Consider the following 20,338-nt stretch of genomic DNA (forward strand, 5'->3'; position numbering starts at 1 on the left):
ATGCAAATAGGCTACGTCACAGACTTTTGAAAAGCAAGGTGTTGTTTTAGCGTGGACGGCAACAGCGCACCGCTTTGCGCGCGGTTGCCACCGCCGGCGTTCCGTTGTCGGGTTCAGGCCAAGGCCGCGGCGAGCAGCTTTGCCTGCGGCGTGAGTTCGTCGAAGCTGCGGACGCAGAGATTGAGCTGGCGTGTTGCCCAGTCGTCGGTCAACCGTAGGCTGCGCAACGTGCGGGCGGAGCGGCGCGCGGCACTTTCGGGCACGATGGCGATGCCGGCGCCCTGCGCGACCAGCCGGCAGACATTATCGAGGCCGGGCACGCGGATGCGGAAGTGCAGATGGCCGCCAAGGCGGGCGGCCTGGCGGGTGATGTGCTCCTGCAAGGGATGGCCGGCGCTCAGGCCGACAAAGGCTTCGCCGAGCAGGTCGCCGAGGCTGGCGGTGTGGCCTTCGAGGCCGGGCCAGTCTCGCGCGGCGATCACCACGAGCCTGTCGATGAAGAACGGCTTCTGCTCCAGATGCGAGAGGCCGGCCCAGGTCGCGGCGATGCCGAGATCGGCGGCACCGCTTGCCACCGCCTCGGCGATCTCATGGCTGGGGCGCTCGTCGAGGTCGATGTCGATGCCGGGATGCGCGACGAGGAAGGCCGGCAGCATGTCGCGCAGCAGCGCGCTGGTGGCGGCCGTGTTGGCCATCAGCCGCACACGGGCGCGCAAGCCCGTGGCATAGGCGCCGAGGTCGCCGGCCATCGCCTCGATCTGGTTCTGCACCGCACGCGCATGGTGCAGCAGCGCCTGCCCGGCGGCCGTCGGCACCACGCCGCGCCGCCGCCGCTCTAAAAGCGGCGCGCCGAGGCTTTCCTCCATGCCCTTGATGCGGGCGCTGGCGGAGGCGAGCGCCAGCCCCGCAAGTTCGGCACCATGGGTGATGCTGCCGCGCTCGGCGACCAGCAGGAACAGCCGGAGATCGGTAAGATCGAAGCGCATCTTTCTTCTCCTGCAGGGTTTCAGCCTTCGGCGCAGGCGAAGGCTGACGGCGTAACTTCCACATTGTGGGCGGCCGGCATGTCAGTCAAATCTTTTGCGATGGAGATGCGCGATGAGCGAAAAGGCGACAGGCCGGCATGGACCCGGCATACTTGAAAGCGCGGCGATCGGCTTGCGATCGCGGTGGCCTCGCTTGCCATGGCGCGAGCGGAGCCCAGCCAGCACGGTTGCGCGGCGATAGCTGATCCCGTCCACCATGAAGCGACGCCTGCAAAACCGGCACCCGATGATGATGCGGCGGACATGCTGTTGCATGACTGATCGAACCGGCGCCCCGAAGGAACGACCGTGCTGAGCGTCGGCGTCATTGCCTGGACCGGCGCGGTCTTTCTTGCCGCGGGTTTCGTCAAGGGTGTCGTCGGCATGGGGCTGCCGACCGTGGCGATGGGGCTGCTGGCGGTAACGATGCCGCCGGCGCAGGCGGCTGCCCTGCTGCTGATCCCGTCGCTGGTCACCAATCTTTGGCAGTTGTTCACCGGCCCATCCTTCGGCGGGCTATGCAGGCGCCTGTGGACGATGATGGCCGGCGTCGTGCTTGGCACCGTCGCCGGGGCCGGCCTGCTCACCGGCATACACTCCGGCGTTGCATCGGCCGGGCTCGGTGCGGCGCTGGTGCTTTACGCCATTCTCGGCCTGCTCAAGCTTGGCTTCACCACGCCGGCGCGCCACGAGGCCTTGATGTCACCGCTGGTCGGTGTGGCGACCGGACTGGTCACCGGCGCCACCGGCGTCGTCGTCATCCCGGCCGTGCCGTATCTGCAATCGCTGCGGCTGGGCCGGGAAGACCTCATCCAGGCGCTCGGCCTGTCCTTCACCGTGTCGACGGCGGCACTTGCCCTTGGCTTGTTCAAAGCAGGCGCGCTCGCATCGCCGACAACGCAACTGGCGGGATCGGTCCTGGCGCTTGCGCCGGCGCTCGCCGGCATGTTCGCCGGCCAGGCGCTGCGCCAGGCGATGAGCGTCGAGACGTTTCGTAAAGTGTTCTTTGCCGGGCTGCTGATGCTGGGGGTGTATCTCGTCGTGGAGACCGCGCTCTAGAGCAATTCCAGGAAAAGTATGACACGGTTTTCCGTCCGGAATTGCGTAAAAACAAAGAGATAGAGCGGTTCGCCGTTTCCGTGAAACGGTGAAATGCTCTAGCCTGGCCTTCCCAAGACAGGAAGGCCGTCAACCGAGACTCGCGCCGAGGTCGGCGAGCGTGGCCATGAGCGTCAGCGGCTCGACTGGTGAAGGCTCGAATCCGACAGCCATATAGAAGGCTCGGGCATCGTCGGATATCGCATGCACCAGTATACCCCTGATTCCCAGTATTTCAGCGGCCTGAAGTATCCGCAGACCGGCATCCCTTACCAGCGCACGGCCGATGCCACGGCCGTGATGGCTCTGGTCGACCGCCAACCTGCCGAGCACCACAACCGGGATCGGGTCGGGCATGTTGCGCCGGAAGCGGCCGGTAGCTTCGACCATCCGCACTCCTCCGCTGGCAATAGCGTAATAGCCAACGACACGGTTGCCGATGCAGGTCACATAGGTCCGGGATGCACCGCCTGCCTGGTTGGCGCGCGCCCGTTTTTTCAGCCAGTCGTCGAGTGAGGGTATGCCCGATGAAAAATCATTGAGGTCGTGATGGTCGGCGAGCGGAACCGGGGCCGACAGGCTCACGCAGCGTCCCACGGAGCCTTTGTTGCCATCGTACGCCGCAACCGGTCGTTCGGATGCGGCGACATGTCGAGACGCGCCAGAAACGCAGCGTAGGCATCCGGCTCGGCAGTAAACACGAGACGGTTGAGCAGCGCGTCCTCGGCGGCGCGTTGCGACGCCTCCAGCATGAAGTCCGTGCGGTTCTTGCCAAGCAGTTCCGCTGCCCTGTCGATCAGATTGCGGACCTCTGGCTTGACGCGGATATTGAGCGGAACGCTCTTCGGCAACGGCTGATGTGAGGCTGGCATCGATAGCTCCTTCTTGTTCAGATCTAGCATAGCGTAACGATGTTGTCATTACACCATGCTGTGCGGGTGACCGATGGAGCCCGTGATCCGGGGCGGTCCTAGCGCACCACCAGCACCGGGATTGCGGTGTAGGACAGCACTTCCGCCGTCTGGCTGCCGAGAAGCAGCCGGCCCAGTCCGCGGCGGCCATGCGAGGCCATCACGATAAGGTCGCAGCCCAGCGCCTGCGACAGTTCCAGTATCGCTTCGGCGGGCCTTTTGTCCTCGACATGGACGACCTCGGCGGAGACGCCGGCCGCATCGGCCGATGCCTTGCATTTGTCGAGAACCTGCTTGCCATATTTGCGCAATTCCTCCTGGTAGACGGCCATTTCATCGCCCGCTGCATAGCCGGCCATGGCGCCGCCCCAGGCCAGCATAGGGAATTGTTCCGAGACGGTGACGAAGGTGACGCCGGCGCCGAGATCCTTGGCCAATGTGAGGCCATGGGCAACCCCCTTGTCGGCCAGTTCCGATCCGTCGGTTGCGATGAGCAGATGTTTGTACATGATGATCTGACCTGTTGTGCGAGGGCTGGCGCCCTTGGGCGGCGGGAGCCTTGGAGGCTCACCTTGATATAGTTGCGCCACCGGGCAACTCACAGGGCCAGCGCCACGTGGATCAAGGACAGCCGAGATTGGACCAATCGTCGATCCCGGTGCCGTCTCCCGTTGCCCTGCCAGGCATTTCCCCGCATGCACGCTTTCGCCGTTCCCCGAATTCCCCTTTGCCACAGCGTCCTCTAAGGTGCCGGCGACATTGAGGGGCATCCCATGAGCAGCGCGTTTCCGCAGATCCATCTGGTCCGGCATGGCGAGACGGCGTGGAGCCTCTCTGGGCAGCACACCGGCCGCACCGACATGCCGCTGACGCCGGCCGGCGAGGCCGCCGCGCGGGGCGTGGCGGAGCGGCTGAAAGGCCTGTCGTTCTCGGCGGTGTGGTCGAGCCCGTCGCAGCGCGCCTACAACACCAGCGTGCTTGCCGGCTTTGGCGCTCAGAGCATCAGAAACGACGATTTGCAGGAGTGGGATTACGGCGCCTATGAGGGGCGCACCACCAAGGCGATCCTGGCCGAGCGACCGGGCTGGAATGTCTTCCGCGACGGCTGCCCGCAAGGCGAGACGGCGGCCGATGTCGGCGCCCGCGCCGACAGGATCATCAGACAGCTTCGCGATGCTGGCGGCTCGATCCTGATCTTCTCCAGCGCGCATTTCCTGCGCGTGCTCGCCGCCCGCTGGCTGGGCCTGCCGCCGGAGGGTGGCGCGCTGCTCGTGCTCGACACGGCCAGCATCAGCGTGCTCGGCTACGAGCATGATCTCAGCGAGCCGGTTATTCGGAAGTGGAATCAGAGGTAGAGCGGAGAACGATCCCGGCTCGGCGCGGACGCGCCGTCGCTTCGTCATCCACGGGCGGAGCAAGGAGCGTAACGACGCGGCGCAGACCCGAGGATCCATGCCGCGACTTCAAAGCGTTGCTACGATGAAGAACTCTACTCCGTTGCACTCCAAGGCTAAGGTCGCGGCATGGATCCTCGGGTCTCCGCGCCGCCGCTTTCGCGGCTGCTCCGCCCGTGGATGACGAACGCGCGGAGGCTTCGGCGATTCCCAAACTCTAGCCTATCTCTAACGCTTCTACCTGTCGAACTTCCGGATCGCCTCGGCGGTGACCGGCGTGAAGAAATTCACCAGATTGCCGTCGGGGTCGCGAAACAGCAGCGAGCGGTTGCCCCAGGGCATGGTGGTCGGCTCCTGCACCATTGCGCCCTTGATGGTGTCCGACAGCCTGGCGAATTCGGCATCGACGTCGCTGACGCGGAATTCGATGATGGCGGTGTGGTTGTCGGCGGGACGGGCGATGTCGCCGCCGAACAGCATCAAGGTGCGCGTGCTGCCGATCGCCAGCGTGCAGGCCGGCGTCGCCAATTCGGCGAAGTCTTCCGTGTACACCGTCACCGGCAGGCCGGTGATCTCACCATAGAAGCGTACGAGGCGCTGGACATCGGACGTGATGATGCGGACAGAGACGAAATTCATGGCTTGGCTCCTTGATCGCTGAAGCCGCGACCGGGCTCCCGAGCGATCTGTAGACCAGGCCTCCTGCCAGCTTTCTGTCAGGAGAAGTTTGCGGTGGCTATGCTTCCGGTTCAGGCCAGACCGTCGGCAGGCCGAAGGCGGCGAACAGGTCGGGGCCAAGCGGGCCGACATAGACCGTCAGCGAGGCGATCCCGCCATCGGCCGGCTCGATGACATGCAGCGATTGCGCGCGCCATTCCGGCTCCTGATGGCGCCGCGCGTAGATCGCAACCGCGGGCAGACCGTTGGCCCTTGTCGTCACCGGGAAGTAGCCGGCGAAATTGCCCCACACCGTGTCGAAGAAACCACGGATCGCGGGGCGTCCGTGGTACCAGTCCAGCCATGGCGGCATATGGTAGGTGGCGTCCTCGCGCAGCAGCGCGATGAAGCCGTCGAGATTGGCGGCCCGCCAGGCGCTGATATAACGTTCGAGCAGCAAGCCCTCTTCGGGGTTGGGCTGCGATCGCTGCAAGGGACGCCCGGCGGGATAATGCCGCGCCAGCGTCGCGCGCGCTCGCTGCAGGGCGCTGTTGATCGAGGCGGTCGAGCCGCCCAGCAACTGCGCGGTCTCGGCCGCCGACCAGCCGAGCACGTCGCACAGCAGAAGCGATGCGCGTTGCCTTGGCGGCAGCAGCTGGATGGCGGCGACAAAGGCGAGCCGGATGGCTTCGCTTGTCTCGTAGCGCGCCTCCGGGCCGGGCTCGCCGTCCACAAAGTCGGGCAGCTCGACATCGGGGTAGGGCTCCAACCAAGAAAGCTCGGCGGCTGGCCCGGCAGCGGCGCGGCCTTCGGTCGGCGGCCGGTCGGGCTGCTCGAGAACGCGATGCGCCGTGACCCGCGCCTTGATAGCGTTGAGGCAGGCGTTGGTCGCGATCGTATAGAGCCAGCCGCGCGGCGAGCCGCGCCCGTCGAATTGAGCGCGGCCGCGCCATGCGTTGAGGAACGTCTCCTGGACGAGGTCGTCGGCCTCATGCAGCGAGCCCATCATCCGGTAGCAATGCAGCTTCAGCTCGCGGCGGTGGGCCATGGTCAGGCGCTCGAAGACCGGCCGATCGAGGATCGGCCGGTCTGTCGGGCCTAACGGCTCAAGCGGACCGGGAGCGTCTGTCATGTCGAGCCTGCCGTGCGGAATTTGCCTGGCATCCTGCGCGCGTCATGCCGCCTCTGCAAGGCCGCTGCCGCTCACCGTGAAGGCAGTGCCTTGCCGCTTGCCGCCGGCGAGCGCGACCACGGCGCGTCCGACATCGGCCGGTGTCTGCATATCGCTCAGGCTGGCCAGGAAATCCGCCGGGCTGATGCCGAGATAGGCCGAGATGCTGGATATTCCGCGCTCGCCGACGCCGGTGCCGGCCATGATGCGCATCGGCGCCAGCGCCATGAAGCGCAGGCCAAGACCCAGCCGATCCGCTTCCTTCTGGCTGTGGGCGGCCAGGAACATCTGCATGCACTTGGCGCCGGAATAGCCGCCCGAGTTCGGCGGGCCGCCGCTGAATGCGGCGCCGCTGGAGATCAGCACGACGCGGCTGCCCGGCTTCAGCCCGCCCCGCAGGGCTGCTCTGCAGAACAGGAACGATGCCTTGACGTCCGTCTCCCAATTCGCCGAGAAGTCACTCCAGCTCTGGTCCTGGATGGACGCCGACGCAGCGAAGGCACCGGCCGAGATCACCAGCACGTCCGGCCGCATGGCCGCGAACACCGCGTCGGGCGCGGCGTCCTGCGTGGCGTCGGCGGCAAGCGTCTTCACGCCCGAGGCCTCCCAGGAGAGTTCCTTCAAGGCGGCCATCCCGCGGGCGACGGCAAGCACGGTTGCTCCCTCGCCGAGAGCAGCTTCCACGATCGAACGGCCAACACCCCTGCTGCCTCCGACCACGACGACATTTTGACCTTTCAACGATCCCATGGATCACCTCGCTTGTCCGGCCCGGAGAATTCCGGCGCCTATGGGTGAAGACAGCGCAGGAGGGCGGAAATCATCGGTGGGGACGAAATTTTTTCTGAGAATCCGGTACGCGCCGTCGAGTTCTATGGCGCCCCCCTCTGTCCTGCCGGACATCTCCCCCACGAGGGGGGAGATTGATATCATCGGGGCCTTCGCTAGTCTTCGACGTTGCAGGAGGAGAGCCGGCGATCGAGCTGCCGATCTCCCCCCAAAGTTGGGGGAGATGTCCGGCAGGACAGAGGGGGCGCCCCAGGACGTTACCTCCGGCCCGTTCGCTCACCCACCCAGCAACGCCAACTCCTCCGCCGTCAAATGCCGCGCGGTGCCCTTGGCGAGGTCGCCTAGGCGCAGGCCGCCGATGGCGATGCGGATGAGGCGCAGAACCTCGATGTCGTGGGCGGCGAGCAGGCGGCGGATGTGGCGGTTGCGGCCTTCGTCGAGCACGACCTCCAGCCAGGCGGTGCGGCCGCCGCTGCGCAGCAGGTCGATCGAATTGGCGGTCAGGATCTCGCCGTCGACAGTGGCGCCGGCTCGCAACGTCTCCAGCATCGCCGCGTCGGGCACCGTGGCGACCTGGACGTGATAGGTCTTGGGCAGATGCGAGGCCGGGTCCATCAGCCGGTTGGCGAAGCGCGTGTCGTTGGTCATCAACAACAGGCCCTCGCTCGCCTTGTCGAGGCGGCCGACCGGCGAGATGAAGGGCAGGTCGAGCGCTTCCAGGCAAGCATAGACCGTGTCGCGCTGTTGCGGGTCGTCACGGGTGGTGACCAAGCCGCGCGGCTTGTTGAGCATGACGTAGACCTTACGCTCGGCGATCACCTTTTCACCGTCCACGACGATGCTATCGCGATTCAGATCAACGCGCAGAGCCGGATCGCGCACCACCTTGCCGCCGACGCGCACGCGGCCCTCCGTAATCAGCAGCTCGGCCTGCGTGCGCGAGCACAGGCCGAGTTTTGAAAGCGCACGGTTGAGACTGACGCCCAACGGTTTACCGGTGGGCGGTTTGGGCAGCTTGCCCGGGCTGGCGGGCTGTGGTGGTCGTCGTGAAGCCATGCTGGTGTGGATCGGTCCGTTGTGACGGACAGATGCCACGGGCAGCGGCGGCTTCGCAAGGTGGCGCGGGTCGAACCGCCTCAGGCGGCTGCCTTCTCGCCGGCGATGCCGTTCAGCACCTCGATTGCGTCGGCCGGCAGCTTCAACTCGGCCGCCGCCAGGTTTTCCCTGAGATGGCCGACCGAGGAGGTGCCGGGGATGAGCAGGATGTTGGGCGCGCGGCGCAGCAGCCAGGCGAGCGCCACTTGCATCGGGGTTGCGCCGAGTTTCCTGGCGACATTGGCGAGCGTGTCCGACTGCAGCGGCGTGAAGCCGCCGAGCGGGAAGAACGGCACATAGGCGATGCCGACGGCAGCAAGCTCGTCGATCAGCGCGTCATCCTCGCGATGCGCGATGTTGTACTGGTTCTGCACGCAGACGATGTCGACCATGCTGCGTCCCTGCGCGATCTGGGCCGATGTGACGTTGCTCATGCCGATATGGCGTATCAAACCTTGACGCTGCAGTTCGGCGAGTGTGTTCAGCTGTGGCTCGAGCGACCCTTCCGCCGGTCCGTGAATGCCATGCATGGAGCGCAGGTTCACGACGTCGAGAATTTCCAGCCCGAGATTACGCAGATTGTCGTGCACGGCCTGCGTCAGCTCCTGCGGTGACGTTGCGGGGATCCACGATGCATCGGCGCCGCGCCGGGCACTGACCTTGGTGACGATGGTGAGGTTGGCCGGGTAGGGGTGCAGCGCCTCGCGAATGATCTGGTTGGTGACGTGCGGGCCATAGAAATCCGATGTGTCGATATGGTCGACGCCGCTGGCGATCGCCTCGCGCAGCACGGCGAGTGCGGCGTCGCGGTCCTTCGGCGGGCCGAAGACGCCCGGTCCGGCCAGTTGCATGGCGCCATAGCCGAGGCGCTTCACGGTGCGATCGCCGAGCTTGAAGGTTCCGGCCTTGCTGATGTCGGTCATGGTCTCATCTCCTTTGGATCGGCCCAATGTAGACAGAGCGCACCTGCACGATAATATGGTGCAATCGGCACAGCCTGTACGGAGAAGCGAACAATGGCGACGGATCTGGGAGACCTCCAGGCGTTCATGGCAGTGGCGCGCGCCGGCGGTTTTCGCGAGGCAGCCAGAGTGAGCGGCGTCAGCGCTTCCAGCCTCTCCGAGACGGTGCGGCGGCTGGAGACCGGGCTTGGCGTGCGGCTCCTCAACCGCACCACGCGCAGCGTCGCCCCTACCGAGGCCGGCGCGCGCCTGCTGGAGCGGCTCGGCCCGGCGCTGGGCGAAGTCGAGGCGGCGCTCGACGTGGTCAACGGGTTTCGCGGCCGCCCGGCCGGCACGCTGCGGCTCAACGTGCCGGTCGTCGCGGCGAAGCTGGTGCTGCCGCGCCTGTTGCCGCCTTTCCTCGCCGCCTATCCCGACATCCGCATGGAAGTGACCGCGGAGGACAGTTTCGTCGACATATTGGCCAGCGGCTGCGACGCCGGCATCCGTTATGACGAGCGGCTGGAGCAGGACATGATCGCCGTGCCGATCGGCCCGCGCCGGCAGCGCTTCGCCACCGGCGCCGCTTCGACCTATCTCGATCGGCGCGGCCGGCCCGGCCATCCGCGCGACCTGCTCGCCCACGCCTGCCTGCGCGGCCGCTTCGCCAGCGGCCTGACGCCGGCCTGGGAGTTCGAACGCGACGGCGAGGTGGTGAGCGTCGAACCGACCGGCCCGCTTTTGGTCAGCACCGGCACAGCAATGGCCCTTGCGCTCGAGGTGGCGATCGCCGGCGGCGGCATCGTCTCGCTGTTCGAGGACTGGCTGCGCCCCTATTTCGACGATGGCCGGCTGGAGCCTGTGCTGGAGCCCTGGTGGCAGGAATTTTCCGGCCCGTTCCTCTACTATCCCGGCCGCCGCCTGACGCCGGCGCCGCTGCGGGCGTTCATCGATTTTGTCGGAACGATGCGGTGGGGGTGATCTGGGGACGATGTCTTGCTCCCTTCGACCAATGCCCACTGTAACACTTTGTTGTCATTGAGGGCCTATCGAAGAGGCGGTACGGCGAAAGCCCGGTGACAGGAAAGGCGCGCAATGGGTTCGCCCTGGTCCGAATTGCTGGCCAATCTCGCGGTCGTTGCGATGTTCGTTTCGGTCTGGATCCACACGCATGTGTGGCTGGACCGCAGGCCGGCCGCGGCGAAGGCCGCGGCTTTCGGCCTCTTGATGGGCACTGGCGCCATCATCCTGATGCTGACTCCCATGCAGTTGCAGCCGGGTATCCTGGTCGATCTCAGGGCGACGATGATTGCCGTTGCCGGCTTTTTCGGCGGTCCTATAGCCGGCATCGTCGCCGGCGTCATGGCCGGTGCCTTCCGGACCTTCGAGGGTGGCATCGGCGCGTTTGCCGGCGCGGTGGGGATCGCGGCCACCATGCTGATCGGCGTTGCCGGCAACCTTGCCCTGAAGGGGCGTTCGCCCGGCATGGCCGACATCATGATCCTGGGTGCCGCGACCGCGTGCGGATCGCTGCTTGGCCTCAGCATGCTGCCGCAGTCCGTCATACAGGCCGTCCTGCCGAAGGTGGTTTTCCCCTCGACCCTTCTCATCTTCGTCTCGGTGGCGTTGTCGGGGCTTACGCTCTACCAGGAGCGGCGTCGCATCGAAGCGCTGCAATCCCGGCGCATCTTCAAGGCGGTGGTCGAGACACTGCCCGATTGCCTCAATGTGAAGGATCTCGACGGACGGTTCATCGTCGCCAATCCGGCAACGGCCGAACTGATGCATGCGACGGATGCCAAGGCGCTGATCGGCAAGACCGATTTCGATTTCTATCCGCGCGAGACGGCGCAGGGATTCCGCGAGGACGAGCTAGCCGTGCTGGCCACGGGCGTTTCCACCACCATCGAACAGCGCCTTCACCACGAGGACGGCACCGATGGCTGGCTGGCGACCTTGAAAGCGCCGTTTCGCGACAAGGCCGGAGCGATCGTCGGCCTGATCACGCACAACCGCGACATCACCGCGCGCAAGCAGCTCGAAAACGAACTGGCAGCGAGCCAGGCGAGGCTCGGAGACGCCCTGACGCACATGGCCGATGGCCTGGTGATGTTCGATCCGGATGGCAGGCTGCTGCTTTGCAACGCCCGCTACCGCTCCATGTTTCCGAAGACGGCCGACATACGGGTGCCAGGTGCCGACTACCGCGATATCTTGCGCGCCTCGGCGGCGCGCGGCGAGGCGATCACGCCGCCGGACGCGGTCGAGGACTGGGTCGCCGCCATCATGGCCTCGCAGAAGCTCGACAGCCACCGCCAGATCCGGCTCGCCGACGGGCGCTGGCTCGATGTGCGGACCCGGCCGACCGGCGATGGCGGAAGCCTCAGCGTGTTTTCAGACATCACCGAGGCCAAGCAGGTCGAAGCCGCATTGCTGTCGGCCAACGAGAAGCTGAACCTGCTGGCGCATCGCGACGGCCTGACCGAACTCATGACGCGGCGCGCCTTCGACGAGGCGCTGGCGCGCGAGTTTGCGCGCTGCAGGCGCAACGCGACGCCGCTCAGCCTGCTTCTCGTCGACGTCGACTGGTTCAAGCGGTTCAACGACCATTACGGTCATCCGGCTGGTGATGATTGCCTGCGCGCCGTCAGCCGCTGCATCGAGGCGGCGGCGCGGCGGCCGGCCGACGCGGCGGCCCGCTACGGTGGCGAGGAGTTCGCACTCATCCTGCCCGAGACCGACGCGCGGGGCGCCTTCGTCATCGCCGAGAACCTCAGGACCAAGGTGCGCGATCTCGGGCTGGCGCATGCCGGCAGCGAAAAGGGCATCGTTACCGTCAGCATCGGGGTCGGCACCTTCGACGCGGGCAGCGCTTCGATCGAGATCGCCGATCTTGTCAGGCGCGCCGACGAGGCGCTCTATGGCGCCAAGGCTGCGGGACGGGACCGGGTGCATGGCTGGCGCCCGCATCTCAGCCAGCCACGCTCGACCGGTTCCCAGCGCAAAGCGTGAGCCTTCGCCGCGTCATCGCGGGGGGCGATCGCCCAGCTCTTGCCCCGGGAGGCGCCTTGCCAGGTCGCGGATGCGGTCGGCGACCTTGCTGTCGACCGGGTTGTAGACGGTCAGGCTCAGATCCGGCCGGCCGTCGACCGCGAACCCAGAATATTCCAGTTCAATGTCGCCGAGTACCGGGTGCTTCAGGCGCTTTGTCCCGTCGCCATGGCTGAGCACGTCGTTTTCCCGCCATAGGGCGGCAAACTCCGGGCTGGTGCTGCAAAGTTCGTCGACGAGGTCGCGCACCTCGGACACCGCGCCGGCGCGTGCCGCATCGGCCCGGAACGATCCGACCACGAAACGGGCGAGGTTTTCCCAGTCGTGCTGCTTTTCGCGGATGGCGGAGCTGCGGAACATGAAGCGCAGGATGTTGCGCTGGCCGGCGGGCAGGGCGCCGTAATCGGTCAGCACGATCTGCGCGGCGCGGTTCCAGGCAACGACGTCCCAGGTGGCGGTCTTGATCAGGGCCGGGCTTGCGTCGAGCGTGTCGATGAGGCGCTGCAGGCGCGGGCTGACGCCCTCGACGCCGATATAGCGGACCTCGGGCGGGCGCCCCAGCCCGAGCATGAAAAGATGTTCGCGCTCGGCTTCGGTCAGCATCAGCCCCTTGGCGATGCGGTTCAGCACGTCGGCCGAAGGCGCGCCGCCGCGGCCCTGTTCCAGCCATGTATACCAGGTCGGGCTGATGTTGGCGCGCTGGGCGACTTCTTCGCGGCGCAGCCCAGGCGTGCGCCGGCGCCCGGAAAATCCGAACGATGCCGGGTCGAGCCGGGTGCGCCGGTCTTTCAGGAAGGCTGCGAGCGTGCCGGCGGAATTGATGGGCATGGTCGATCCTGTTAGCGATTATAATAGGATAAAGTCACTACTTTAATGGAATAATAGACCGGCGATACTGCGCGGGCAACTGTGCAGGAGATTTTGCATGCGTATCTTTTTGACCGGCGCGACCGGCTTCATCGGTTCGGCGTTGGTTCCCGAACTCATCGGCGCGGGCCATCAGGTGGTCGGCGTCACCCGCTCCGACGCCGGTGCCGAGGCGCTGGCCGCCGCTGGCGCCGAAGTGCATCGCGGAACCCTCGAGGAGCCCGAGGGGCTGCGCGACGGCGCGGCGAAGGCGGACGCCGTGATCCACACCGCGTTCGACCATGATTTCTCGCGGTTTGTCGAAAATTGCGAAAAGGACAGGCGCGTCATCGCCGCCCTCGGCGCCGCCCTTGCCGGATCCGACCGGCCGCTGGTGATCACCTCAGGTGTCGGCGCGGGCAGCCCAGGACATGGCCAACTGGCGGTCGAGGACGTCTTCAACCCGAGCCATCCCAATCCTCGCATCGCCTCCGAACTCGCCAGCAATGCCTTGCTGGAGGCCGGGATCAACGTGTCGGTGGTGCGCCTGCCGCAGGTCCACAACCCGGTCAAGCAGGGGCTGATCTCGCCGCTCATCGAGATGGCGCGTCAGAAGGGCGTCTCGGCCTATGTCGGCGAGGGTCGCAATCGCTTTTCCGCCGGCCATCTGCTCGACGCCGCGCGCCTTTACCGGCTCGCCGTCGAAAAGCGCCAGCCCGGCGCACGCTATCACGCGGTCGGCGAGGAAGGTGTCGAGGTGCGCTCGATCGCCGAGGCGATTGGCCGGGGCCTCAACCTGCCTGTCGTTTCGATCGCGCCGGAAGAGGCGGCGGAGCATTTCGGCTGGATGGCGAGGTTCGCCCCCATGGACCTGCCGGCCTCCAGCGCGCTCACCCAGGCACGGCTCGGCTGGCACCCGACCGGCCCGACGCTGATCGCCGACCTCGACGCGATGCAATACTGAGGAAGCGGCTTCAGCCAGGCCTGACGGCGTAGCGCAGGTGGACGAGCCCGTGTACCAGCGCTTCGCAGCTTGTGAGCGACAATTGCATCCTGCCCGCCAAGCCGCTTTCGCCAAACTCGACAAACCCCTGGTTTGCCGCCCGCCCGTCAATGGCAGGGGCAACGAGAAGGCTGAGCTCATCGACAAGCCCGGCCGCGAAGAAGGAACCGTTGATGCCGGCGCCGCCTTCCAGCAATAGCCGGCGGATGCCGAGTTCGCGGCCGAGAACCTCGAGCATGGCGGCAAGATCGATGTCGGGCGTTTCCGACACGATGTAGGACACGCCATCGGCGGCGAGTTCGGCGAGATGGCTGTCGGCGACGTCGCGCCCGAGCAGCACCACGACATGGTCGCCGCCGATGTCGGGTTTGGCAAAGTGCAGCTTGCCGGTAGCATCGAGCGCCACGGCATAGGTAGCCGCGTGGCCTTGCGCGAAATGATAGGGCCGGTCGACCTGGCCGGCATTGGCCGGCGGGTGCGCGGCGGCCTTGCTCATCTCGGCCATGGTGACGCGGCCGACGATCCAGGCGTCGCCCGCCATGTCGTTGTGGATGTGCTCGTAGAGGCTCGACCACTCGGCCCGGGTGCCATCAGGGCTGGTGGTGTAGCGGCTAGGATGGAGGCTGCCGTCGAGCGACGCGAGCATATGGCAGATGATTTGCGGCTTCATGATTTCTCCGGTTGTGGCCTTGAGAAGGGCCCAAAATAGTGTCGCGCCCGGAGAATGGAAGCCGTCGCCCCCTTCGCCGCGCGACTCTGGACTCGTGTTCTGACGTTCCTGGAGCAGACAAAGCTGCTTGTCCGGGAATCCAAAATTCCGACAATTCCGATAATAGCTCACCCAACTCTGTTATATCGATGTTGCACAAATGGTTGACCCTGGGTTAGCATCCCAATGCTGATGCCGATGGGAGGCAGTTTTTGCAACGGCGATCAGCTGGAGCGGCATGCGTTCTCGGGCGCAAGGAGGATGCTCCAACACTTTGAACCGACGCATGATCCTTCCTGAAACCGGCCCGGTTTCCGGGGCCGTGCGTTCTTGTGGAGGAGGATCAACCATGAACAGACGTGAATTCCTGCTGTCGTCCGCGGCTTTCGGCGCCATGATGGTGGCGGCGCCCTCGGTATTCGCCGAGGACAAGCTGACCATTCTCGGCTCGGTGCCCAGTCTCGGCTTTCCGTTCTTCGTGCACATGCTGAACGAGATCAAGGCGGAGGCCGCCACGCAAGGCGTCAACCTGACCGAGAGCGACGGCCAGAACTCGGCCACCAAGCAGACCGCCGACATCGAGGCGGCACTGGTGCAGAAGGTCAACGCCATCGTCATCTCGCCGCTTGACGTCAACGCGCTGGCGCCGGCCATCGAGGAGGCCGTCAAGGCCGGCGTTCCCGTGGTGACGATCGACCGACGCGTCGACGGCGTCGAGGGCATCCTCGCCCATGTCGGAGCCGACAACGTCAAGGGTGGCGAGGCGGAAGCCAGCGCCATGGTGGCGGCGTTCCCGAATGGCGCCAAGCTGTTCCATCTGCAGGGCCAGCCCGGTGCCGGCCCGGCGATCGACCGCAACAAGGGCGTGCACAACATTCTCGATCCGCTGAAGGACAAGTACCAGATCGTCTTCGAGCAGACCGCCAACTTCGCCCGCGCCGAAGCGCTGTCGGTGACGGAAGCCGGGCTCGCCGCCAACGGCAAGCCCGACGCCATCATCTGCGCCAATGACGACATGGCGCTCGGCGCGCTCGAGGCGTGCGCGGCGCGCAACTTCACCGACGTCAAGATCTACGGCTTCGACGCGCTTCCGGAAGCGCTGGTCGCGGTCCGCGACGGCAAGCTCGCCGGCACGGTCGAACAGTTCCCGGGCAAGCAATCGCGCACCGCCGTGCAGATCGCGGTCGCCTACGCCAAGGACAAGACCGAGCCGAAGGAGAAGCTGGTGCTCTTGACGCCGATCGTCATCGGCAAGGACAATCTTGATAAGGCCGAGAGGCTGAACGAGACAAAGTAGGCTCTCAGGCTAGGGTAAGCCGGCGGGACAGCACCCCCCTCTGTCCTGCCGGACAGAGGGGGGTGTTCAAGCGCTGACGTCGAGAGGAACTTTTGTCGAGAGAGCCATCCTTGCCAGTTGAAGCCGCACCACCCGTCCTGCTCGCCGTCCAAGGCGTCACCAAGCATTTTTCCGGCGTCACCGCGCTTAACGATGTCTCGCTCGACATCCGCCCCGGCGAAATCCTCGGCCTGCTTGGCGAGAACGGCGCAGGCAAATCGACGCTGCTCAAAATCCTGTCGGGTGTCATGCCGCCGTCGAGCGGCCATATCAGTTTCGATGGCGCCGACTACCAGCCGTCGAGCCCGCAGGATGCCAAGCGGCTCGGCATCGTCACCATCTACCAGGAACTCAGCCTGATCCCGACGCTGACGGTGGCGGAAAACATTTTCATCGGCCGCGCGCCGACCGGCCCGTTCGGGCTGGTGAGCTGGAAGCGCATGGAGCGGGATTCCCGTGATATCATCGCCCGCGTCGGCCTCTCCATCGACCCGATGACGCCGGTGTCGGCGCTGTCGGTGGCCGAGCAGCAGCTGGTCGAGATCGCGCGTGCGCTGTCGCTGAAAAGCCGGCTGATCATCATGGACGAGCCGACCTCGGCGCTGACCGAAACCGAAGTACAGCGGCTGTTGTCGATCATGGACCGGCTACGCCAGGACAAGGTCGCCATCATGTTCGTCACCCACCGGCTGGAAGAAGCATCCGCTATTTGCGACCGCATGACCGTGCTGCGCGACGGCAGGCTGGCAGGACATCTCGACCGCCAGGGCGGGCCGATCGCACTGCCAAGGATCATCGAAAAGATGGTCGGCCGCGCGGCCTCCGAGCTTTATGCGCGGCCGGCGCAGCGCGCGGTGGCCGGCGATGTCGTGCTGTCGGTGCGCGGTTTGCGCACCGTGCGCGACCCCGAGGCGCCGCACGCCATCGTGCTCGACGATGTCGACATCGACCTCAAGGCCGGCGAGATCCTTGGCGTTGCCGGCCTCGTCGGCTCCGGCCGCACCGAGCTGGCGCGCGCCATTTTCGGCGCCGACCGGATCGCCGCGGGAACCATCACGCTCGACGGCCGACAAATCGCGCCGGCCTCGCCGGCGGATGCCATCGCGCTCGGCATCGGCCTGGTCCCGGAGGACCGCAAGCACCAGGCGATCTTTGCGGCACTCGGCATCCTGCCGAATTTCTCCGTCGCCTCGCTCGGCCGCTTCAGCAACGGTTTCGGGTTCATGGCCGAGCGACGCGAGCGCGATGCGCTGTCCGGTTTCAGGAAGATGCTGTCGATCCGCATGGCATCTGCCGAGCAGGCGATCGAGGGCCTGTCGGGCGGCAACCAGCAGAAGGTGATCCTGGCGCGCTGGCTGGCGCGCGACCCGAAAGTGCTGATCGTCGACGAACCGACACGCGGCGTCGATGTCGGCGCCAAGGCCGAGGTACACCAGATCCTGGTGCAATTGGCGGCGCGCGGCATCGCGGTGATGATGATCTCGTCCGAATTGCCCGAAGTGCTGGCGGTGTCGGACCGCATCGTCACCATGCGCCGGGGCCGCATCACCGGGCAGATGCCGGGCGTCGAGGCGAACGAGGAAAAGCTGATGGAATTGATGGCGCTCGACAAGCAAGGTTCAGGGCAGGACGAGGGGCAGATGCGGGACGAGGGGCGGGCACGATGAGCGTGACGGAACAGAACGAGCGCGGCGGCATCAACTTCGCGCGACTGCTGATGAGCTTCGGGCCGCTGCTGTTCCTGGCGGCGCTCGTCGTCGTCTTCACCGTGCTGAAGCCGAGCTTCATCGACCCTATCAACCTGTTCAACATCACGCGGCAGATCTCGATCACCGGGCTGATCGCGCTCGGCATGACCTTCGTCATCCTCACCGCCGGCATCGACCTCTCGGTCGGCTCGCTGCTCGCCTTTTGCGGCATGGTCGCCGCGGTGGTCGCCAAGGGCGGCACCGCCAACACGCTGTCGCTGTCGACCTCGGGCACGCAAGGGTTTGGGTGGTTTGCCGCCCTGCTCGCCGCCGTCGTGGTGGGCGCGGCCGCCGGCGGCGTGCAGGGCCTGGCCATCACAAGGCTGAAAGTGCCGCCCTTCGTCGTCACGCTGGGCGGGCTGACGGTATTTCGCGGGCTGACGCTGACCATCTCCAATGGCGGCCCGATATCGGGCTTCGACGCCTCGATGCGCTGGTTCGGCACCGGGCTGATCGGCCCGGTGCCGGTGCCGGCGCTGATCTTCGCGGCGGCCGCGATCCTGTGCCACATCGTGCTGCGCTACACGCGCTATGGCCGTGCCGTCTATGCCGTCGGCGGCAATGCCGAGGCGGCACGGCTGTCCGGCCTGCGCGTCGACCGCATCCTGGTCTCGGTCTATGTCATCGTCGGCTTCTTCGCCGGGCTCGCCGCCTTCGTGCTGTCGGCCAGGCTGAACTCCTCGGAAGCGGTCGCCGGCATCGGCTACGAGCTGACGGTGATCTCGGCCGTCGTCATCGGCGGCACCTCGCTGTTCGGCGGCATAGGCTCGGTCGGCGGCACGGTGGTCGGCGCGGCGTTGATCGGCGTGCTGCAGAACGGGCTGCAGTTCAACAACGTCTCGTCCTACACGCAAAGCATCGTGATCGGGCTGATCCTGATCCTGGCGGTGGCGTTCGATAGGTGGCTTAAGTCGCGGGTGAGGCGGTGAGGAGAGGTTTGCGCCTGGGCCTCTGTCCGGCAGGTCAGAGGGGGGCGTCTCGCCATGCAGTTTGCCAGGAGGCTCCCTCGCATTCCTTGCAATAAAACCGTCCTTTGCTAGAAAGAATTGGGGCGGGTGGCATCGTGAGAGAGCCTCATGTTTGCCGACATCATCAGACCGATCAGCTTGAGTTTTACGCTGCTGCGGCGGTTTTGGCCGCAGCTTGTCGCGCTGGTGCTGGCAGGCGTGCTGGCCGGCGATATTTTGCTGCAATTGGCGGCGAAGGTGGCGCTCGCCAACCATTTCGCCGGGCTCGCCATGCTGACCCTGGTGGCACTGGCGCAGCTGGTGGTGACGGTGGCGATGTTCCATGTGCTGCGGCCGGGCCTGCCCAATGTGCTTGCCGCGCAGCGCGGCGCGGACAAGGCCGCGACCGCCGACAGCCATAACAATGCCGCGGACCGGCGCGGCTCGCGGCTGGTGCGCATGATCACCATCGCGTTGTTGCCGTTCTTCGCCTACTACGCCGCATGGGGGTTCCTTGGCGACATCGTGCGGCAATATTCGCGCGAAACGCTCGACCAGGCCGATTTCGGCCAGAGCGCCAATGTGCTCGACGTGCTCGATTCGCGCTGGCTGCTGGTCTCGGTGGCGGTGTCCTGGCTGATCCGCCGGCTGGCCAAATTCATGCAGGGCAAGACCACGGCCCTTTCGTTCTGGCAGATCGTGGTGGTGATCTGCGAGACCAACTGGATCTTCGTCGGCCTCTACGTCATCAGCCGCTGGAAGGACTCGGCGCTGCAATGGCTGATGAGCCGCAATTTCTGGTCGGCCGTGCAGGCGTCGATCGATGGACTGGCAAGCCCGGTGCCGATGGCGACGGCGGCAGCCATGGTGCCGGTCGAGATCACCTCGATCGCGCCGTCGACGGTCGCGGTGAACCTATTCTTCTACATGCTGCTGCCGCTGATCTGGCTGGTCATGGCGGCGCTGATCTATGGCTATGATGTGCGCGACGACGCCGCTCTGATGCGCGTGCACGGCCGGCTGGAGGGGTTCGGCCAGCGCTATGCCGGCCTGCCGAAATTCCTGCGCGACTTCGTCGAGCATTTCGTCAAGGGCTACCGCTCGCGCTACCTGCCGATCGCCAACGGCGTGCGGCTGACGGTGAGTTCGAGCCTGGTGCTTCTGTGCACGCTGGTCGTCGGCTACCGCTTACTCGACTGGGGTGCCGCCTGGCTGTGGCTGGGCGCGACGCGGCTGATCGGCCCGCACGAGCTCGATGTCTGGCAGATCTTCTCGCGCGGCGTGACGCTGCTGTTCGGCAGTCCGTTCCAGGATTCCTCCACCGGCATCCTGGTCGAGCCGCTGCGGATTTGCTTTCTCGCCGCCGTGCTGGAGACGGCGTTTTCGCTGTCGAAGGGGACGGGGACGGTAAAGGCTGACGCGGCGTAGAAGAGCGTTCTTCTCCCCGTCGCTATACGGGGAGAAGGTGCCGGCAGGCGGATGAGGGGCGGCGCCGACGCGAAAGAATTGAGCTTGGATATGCAAGCCGGCGCTGACAGCGACATTTGGCAAATCAGCCGCTTACCGAAGCGTTGGCGCTGCCCCTCATTGCCCTGCCGGGCATTTCTCCCTGTATAG

The 20,338-nt window shown here is 66.0% G+C and carries 20 protein-coding genes and 1 pseudogene; 10 read left to right on the forward strand and 11 right to left on the reverse strand.

Annotated elements, in window-relative coordinates:
• Positions 1-113 precede the first annotated feature (113 nt).
• On the reverse strand, positions 114-986 hold the full coding sequence (locus MESOP_RS15520) for a LysR substrate-binding domain-containing protein (RefSeq protein WP_013894265.1): 873 nt from the start codon (positions 984-986) through the stop codon (positions 114-116).
• Positions 987-1,334: 348 nt separating this feature from the next.
• Between MESOP_RS15520 and MESOP_RS15530 the strand changes: the two genes are divergently transcribed.
• Positions 1,335-2,084 (forward strand): sulfite exporter TauE/SafE family protein, encoded by a 750-nt coding sequence (locus MESOP_RS15530; protein ID WP_013894266.1) that lies wholly within the window; start codon positions 1,335-1,337, stop codon positions 2,082-2,084.
• A gap of 129 nt (positions 2,085-2,213) precedes the next feature.
• Here the strand turns inward: MESOP_RS15530 and MESOP_RS15535 are convergent, their stop codons facing one another.
• From MESOP_RS15535 to MESOP_RS15545, 3 genes are all read right to left on the reverse strand, one after another.
• The gene (locus MESOP_RS15535; RefSeq protein WP_013894267.1) at positions 2,214-2,708 is read right to left on the reverse strand and encodes a GNAT family N-acetyltransferase; all 495 of its coding nucleotides are present in this window, start codon (positions 2,706-2,708) and stop codon (positions 2,214-2,216) included.
• Entirely contained in the window at positions 2,705-2,995 is a 291-nt protein-coding gene (locus MESOP_RS15540) for a type II toxin-antitoxin system TacA family antitoxin (protein WP_013894268.1), read from the reverse strand. The genes MESOP_RS15535 and MESOP_RS15540 overlap by 4 nt, the downstream gene beginning before the upstream one ends.
• Positions 2,996-3,093: 98 nt before the next feature.
• Positions 3,094-3,543 (reverse strand): universal stress protein, encoded by a 450-nt coding sequence (locus tag MESOP_RS15545; protein ID WP_013894269.1) that lies wholly within the window; start codon positions 3,541-3,543, stop codon positions 3,094-3,096.
• A 264-nt stretch (positions 3,544-3,807) separates the two neighbouring features.
• Here MESOP_RS15545 and MESOP_RS15550 point away from each other — a divergent pair, with 264 nt between their 5' ends.
• Positions 3,808-4,389 carry a histidine phosphatase family protein gene (locus MESOP_RS15550; RefSeq protein WP_013894270.1) on the forward strand — a complete coding sequence of 194 codons (582 nt, stop codon included), beginning with the start codon at positions 3,808-3,810 and terminating at the stop codon, positions 4,387-4,389.
• Between the two features lie 276 nt (positions 4,390-4,665).
• On the opposite strand, the gene MESOP_RS15555 is transcribed toward MESOP_RS15550, so the two are convergent.
• The 5 genes from MESOP_RS15555 to MESOP_RS15575 all read right to left on the reverse strand — a co-directional run bounded on the left by MESOP_RS15555 (position 4,666) and on the right by MESOP_RS15575 (position 9,063).
• A complete protein-coding gene (locus MESOP_RS15555) occupies positions 4,666-5,067 on the reverse strand; it encodes a VOC family protein (protein WP_013894271.1) in 402 nt (133 codons plus the stop codon).
• Between the two features lie 97 nt (positions 5,068-5,164).
• Positions 5,165-6,217 (reverse strand): sigma-70 family RNA polymerase sigma factor, encoded by a 1,053-nt coding sequence (locus MESOP_RS15560; protein WP_013894272.1) that lies wholly within the window; start codon positions 6,215-6,217, stop codon positions 5,165-5,167.
• 42 nt (positions 6,218-6,259) lie between these two features.
• Positions 6,260-7,006: an SDR family oxidoreductase gene (locus MESOP_RS15565; protein WP_013894273.1), complete on the reverse strand. Its 747-nt coding sequence runs from the start codon at positions 7,004-7,006 to the stop codon at positions 6,260-6,262.
• A gap of 315 nt (positions 7,007-7,321) precedes the next feature.
• Entirely contained in the window at positions 7,322-8,101 is a 780-nt protein-coding gene (locus tag MESOP_RS15570) for a pseudouridine synthase (protein ID WP_013894274.1), read from the reverse strand.
• Between the two features lie 80 nt (positions 8,102-8,181).
• Positions 8,182-9,063, reverse strand: coding sequence for an aldo/keto reductase family oxidoreductase (locus tag MESOP_RS15575; RefSeq protein WP_013894275.1), 882 nt, complete (start codon positions 9,061-9,063; stop codon positions 8,182-8,184).
• Positions 9,064-9,156: 93 nt separating this feature from the next.
• On the opposite strand from MESOP_RS15575, the gene MESOP_RS15580 reads away from it, so the two are divergent.
• Entirely contained in the window at positions 9,157-10,062 is a 906-nt protein-coding gene (locus MESOP_RS15580) for a LysR family transcriptional regulator (protein ID WP_013894276.1), read from the forward strand.
• 114 nt (positions 10,063-10,176) lie between these two features.
• Entirely contained in the window at positions 10,177-12,093 is a 1,917-nt protein-coding gene (locus MESOP_RS15585) for a diguanylate cyclase (protein ID WP_013894277.1), read from the forward strand.
• A gap of 12 nt (positions 12,094-12,105) precedes the next feature.
• Here MESOP_RS15585 and MESOP_RS15590 read toward each other — a convergent pair whose 3' ends face one another.
• Positions 12,106-12,960, reverse strand: a complete 855-nt coding sequence (locus MESOP_RS15590; protein ID WP_013894278.1) for a helix-turn-helix transcriptional regulator — start codon at positions 12,958-12,960, stop codon at positions 12,106-12,108.
• 97 nt (positions 12,961-13,057) lie between these two features.
• Between MESOP_RS15590 and MESOP_RS15595 the strand changes: the two genes are divergently transcribed.
• On the forward strand, positions 13,058-13,942 hold the full coding sequence (locus MESOP_RS15595; RefSeq protein ID WP_013894279.1) for an SDR family oxidoreductase: 885 nt from the start codon (positions 13,058-13,060) through the stop codon (positions 13,940-13,942).
• 10 nt (positions 13,943-13,952) lie between these two features.
• Here MESOP_RS15595 and MESOP_RS15600 read toward each other — a convergent pair whose 3' ends face one another.
• Positions 13,953-14,651, reverse strand: a complete 699-nt coding sequence (locus MESOP_RS15600; RefSeq protein WP_013894280.1) for a RibD family protein — start codon at positions 14,649-14,651, stop codon at positions 13,953-13,955.
• A 388-nt stretch (positions 14,652-15,039) separates the two neighbouring features.
• Between MESOP_RS15600 and MESOP_RS15605 the strand changes: the two genes are divergently transcribed.
• The 5 genes and pseudogenes from MESOP_RS15605 (at position 15,040) to MESOP_RS15620 (ending at position 20,149) form a co-directional block, all read left to right on the forward strand.
• The gene (locus MESOP_RS15605) at positions 15,040-15,987 is read left to right on the forward strand and encodes a substrate-binding domain-containing protein (protein ID WP_013894281.1); all 948 of its coding nucleotides are present in this window, start codon (positions 15,040-15,042) and stop codon (positions 15,985-15,987) included.
• Positions 15,988-16,184: 197 nt separating this feature from the next.
• Positions 16,185-16,613: pseudogene (locus MESOP_RS36765) on the forward strand (ATP-binding cassette domain-containing protein); the annotation flags it as partial.
• The gene (locus tag MESOP_RS15610) at positions 16,587-17,693 is read left to right on the forward strand and encodes a sugar ABC transporter ATP-binding protein (protein WP_425339706.1); all 1,107 of its coding nucleotides are present in this window, start codon (positions 16,587-16,589) and stop codon (positions 17,691-17,693) included. The pseudogene MESOP_RS36765 and the gene MESOP_RS15610, both read left to right, overlap by 27 nt.
• The gene (locus MESOP_RS15615; protein ID WP_013894283.1) at positions 17,690-18,703 is read left to right on the forward strand and encodes an ABC transporter permease; all 1,014 of its coding nucleotides are present in this window, start codon (positions 17,690-17,692) and stop codon (positions 18,701-18,703) included. Before MESOP_RS15610 ends, MESOP_RS15615 begins: the two co-directional genes overlap by 4 nt.
• 147 nt (positions 18,704-18,850) lie before the next feature.
• Positions 18,851-20,149 (forward strand): hypothetical protein, encoded by a 1,299-nt coding sequence (locus MESOP_RS15620; protein ID WP_013894284.1) that lies wholly within the window; start codon positions 18,851-18,853, stop codon positions 20,147-20,149.
• The last annotated feature ends 189 nt before the right edge of the window (positions 20,150-20,338 follow it).

Origin of the sequence: Mesorhizobium opportunistum WSM2075, from assembly GCF_000176035.2 — a bacterium.
Lineage (GTDB): Bacteria > Pseudomonadota > Alphaproteobacteria > Rhizobiales > Rhizobiaceae > Mesorhizobium > Mesorhizobium opportunistum.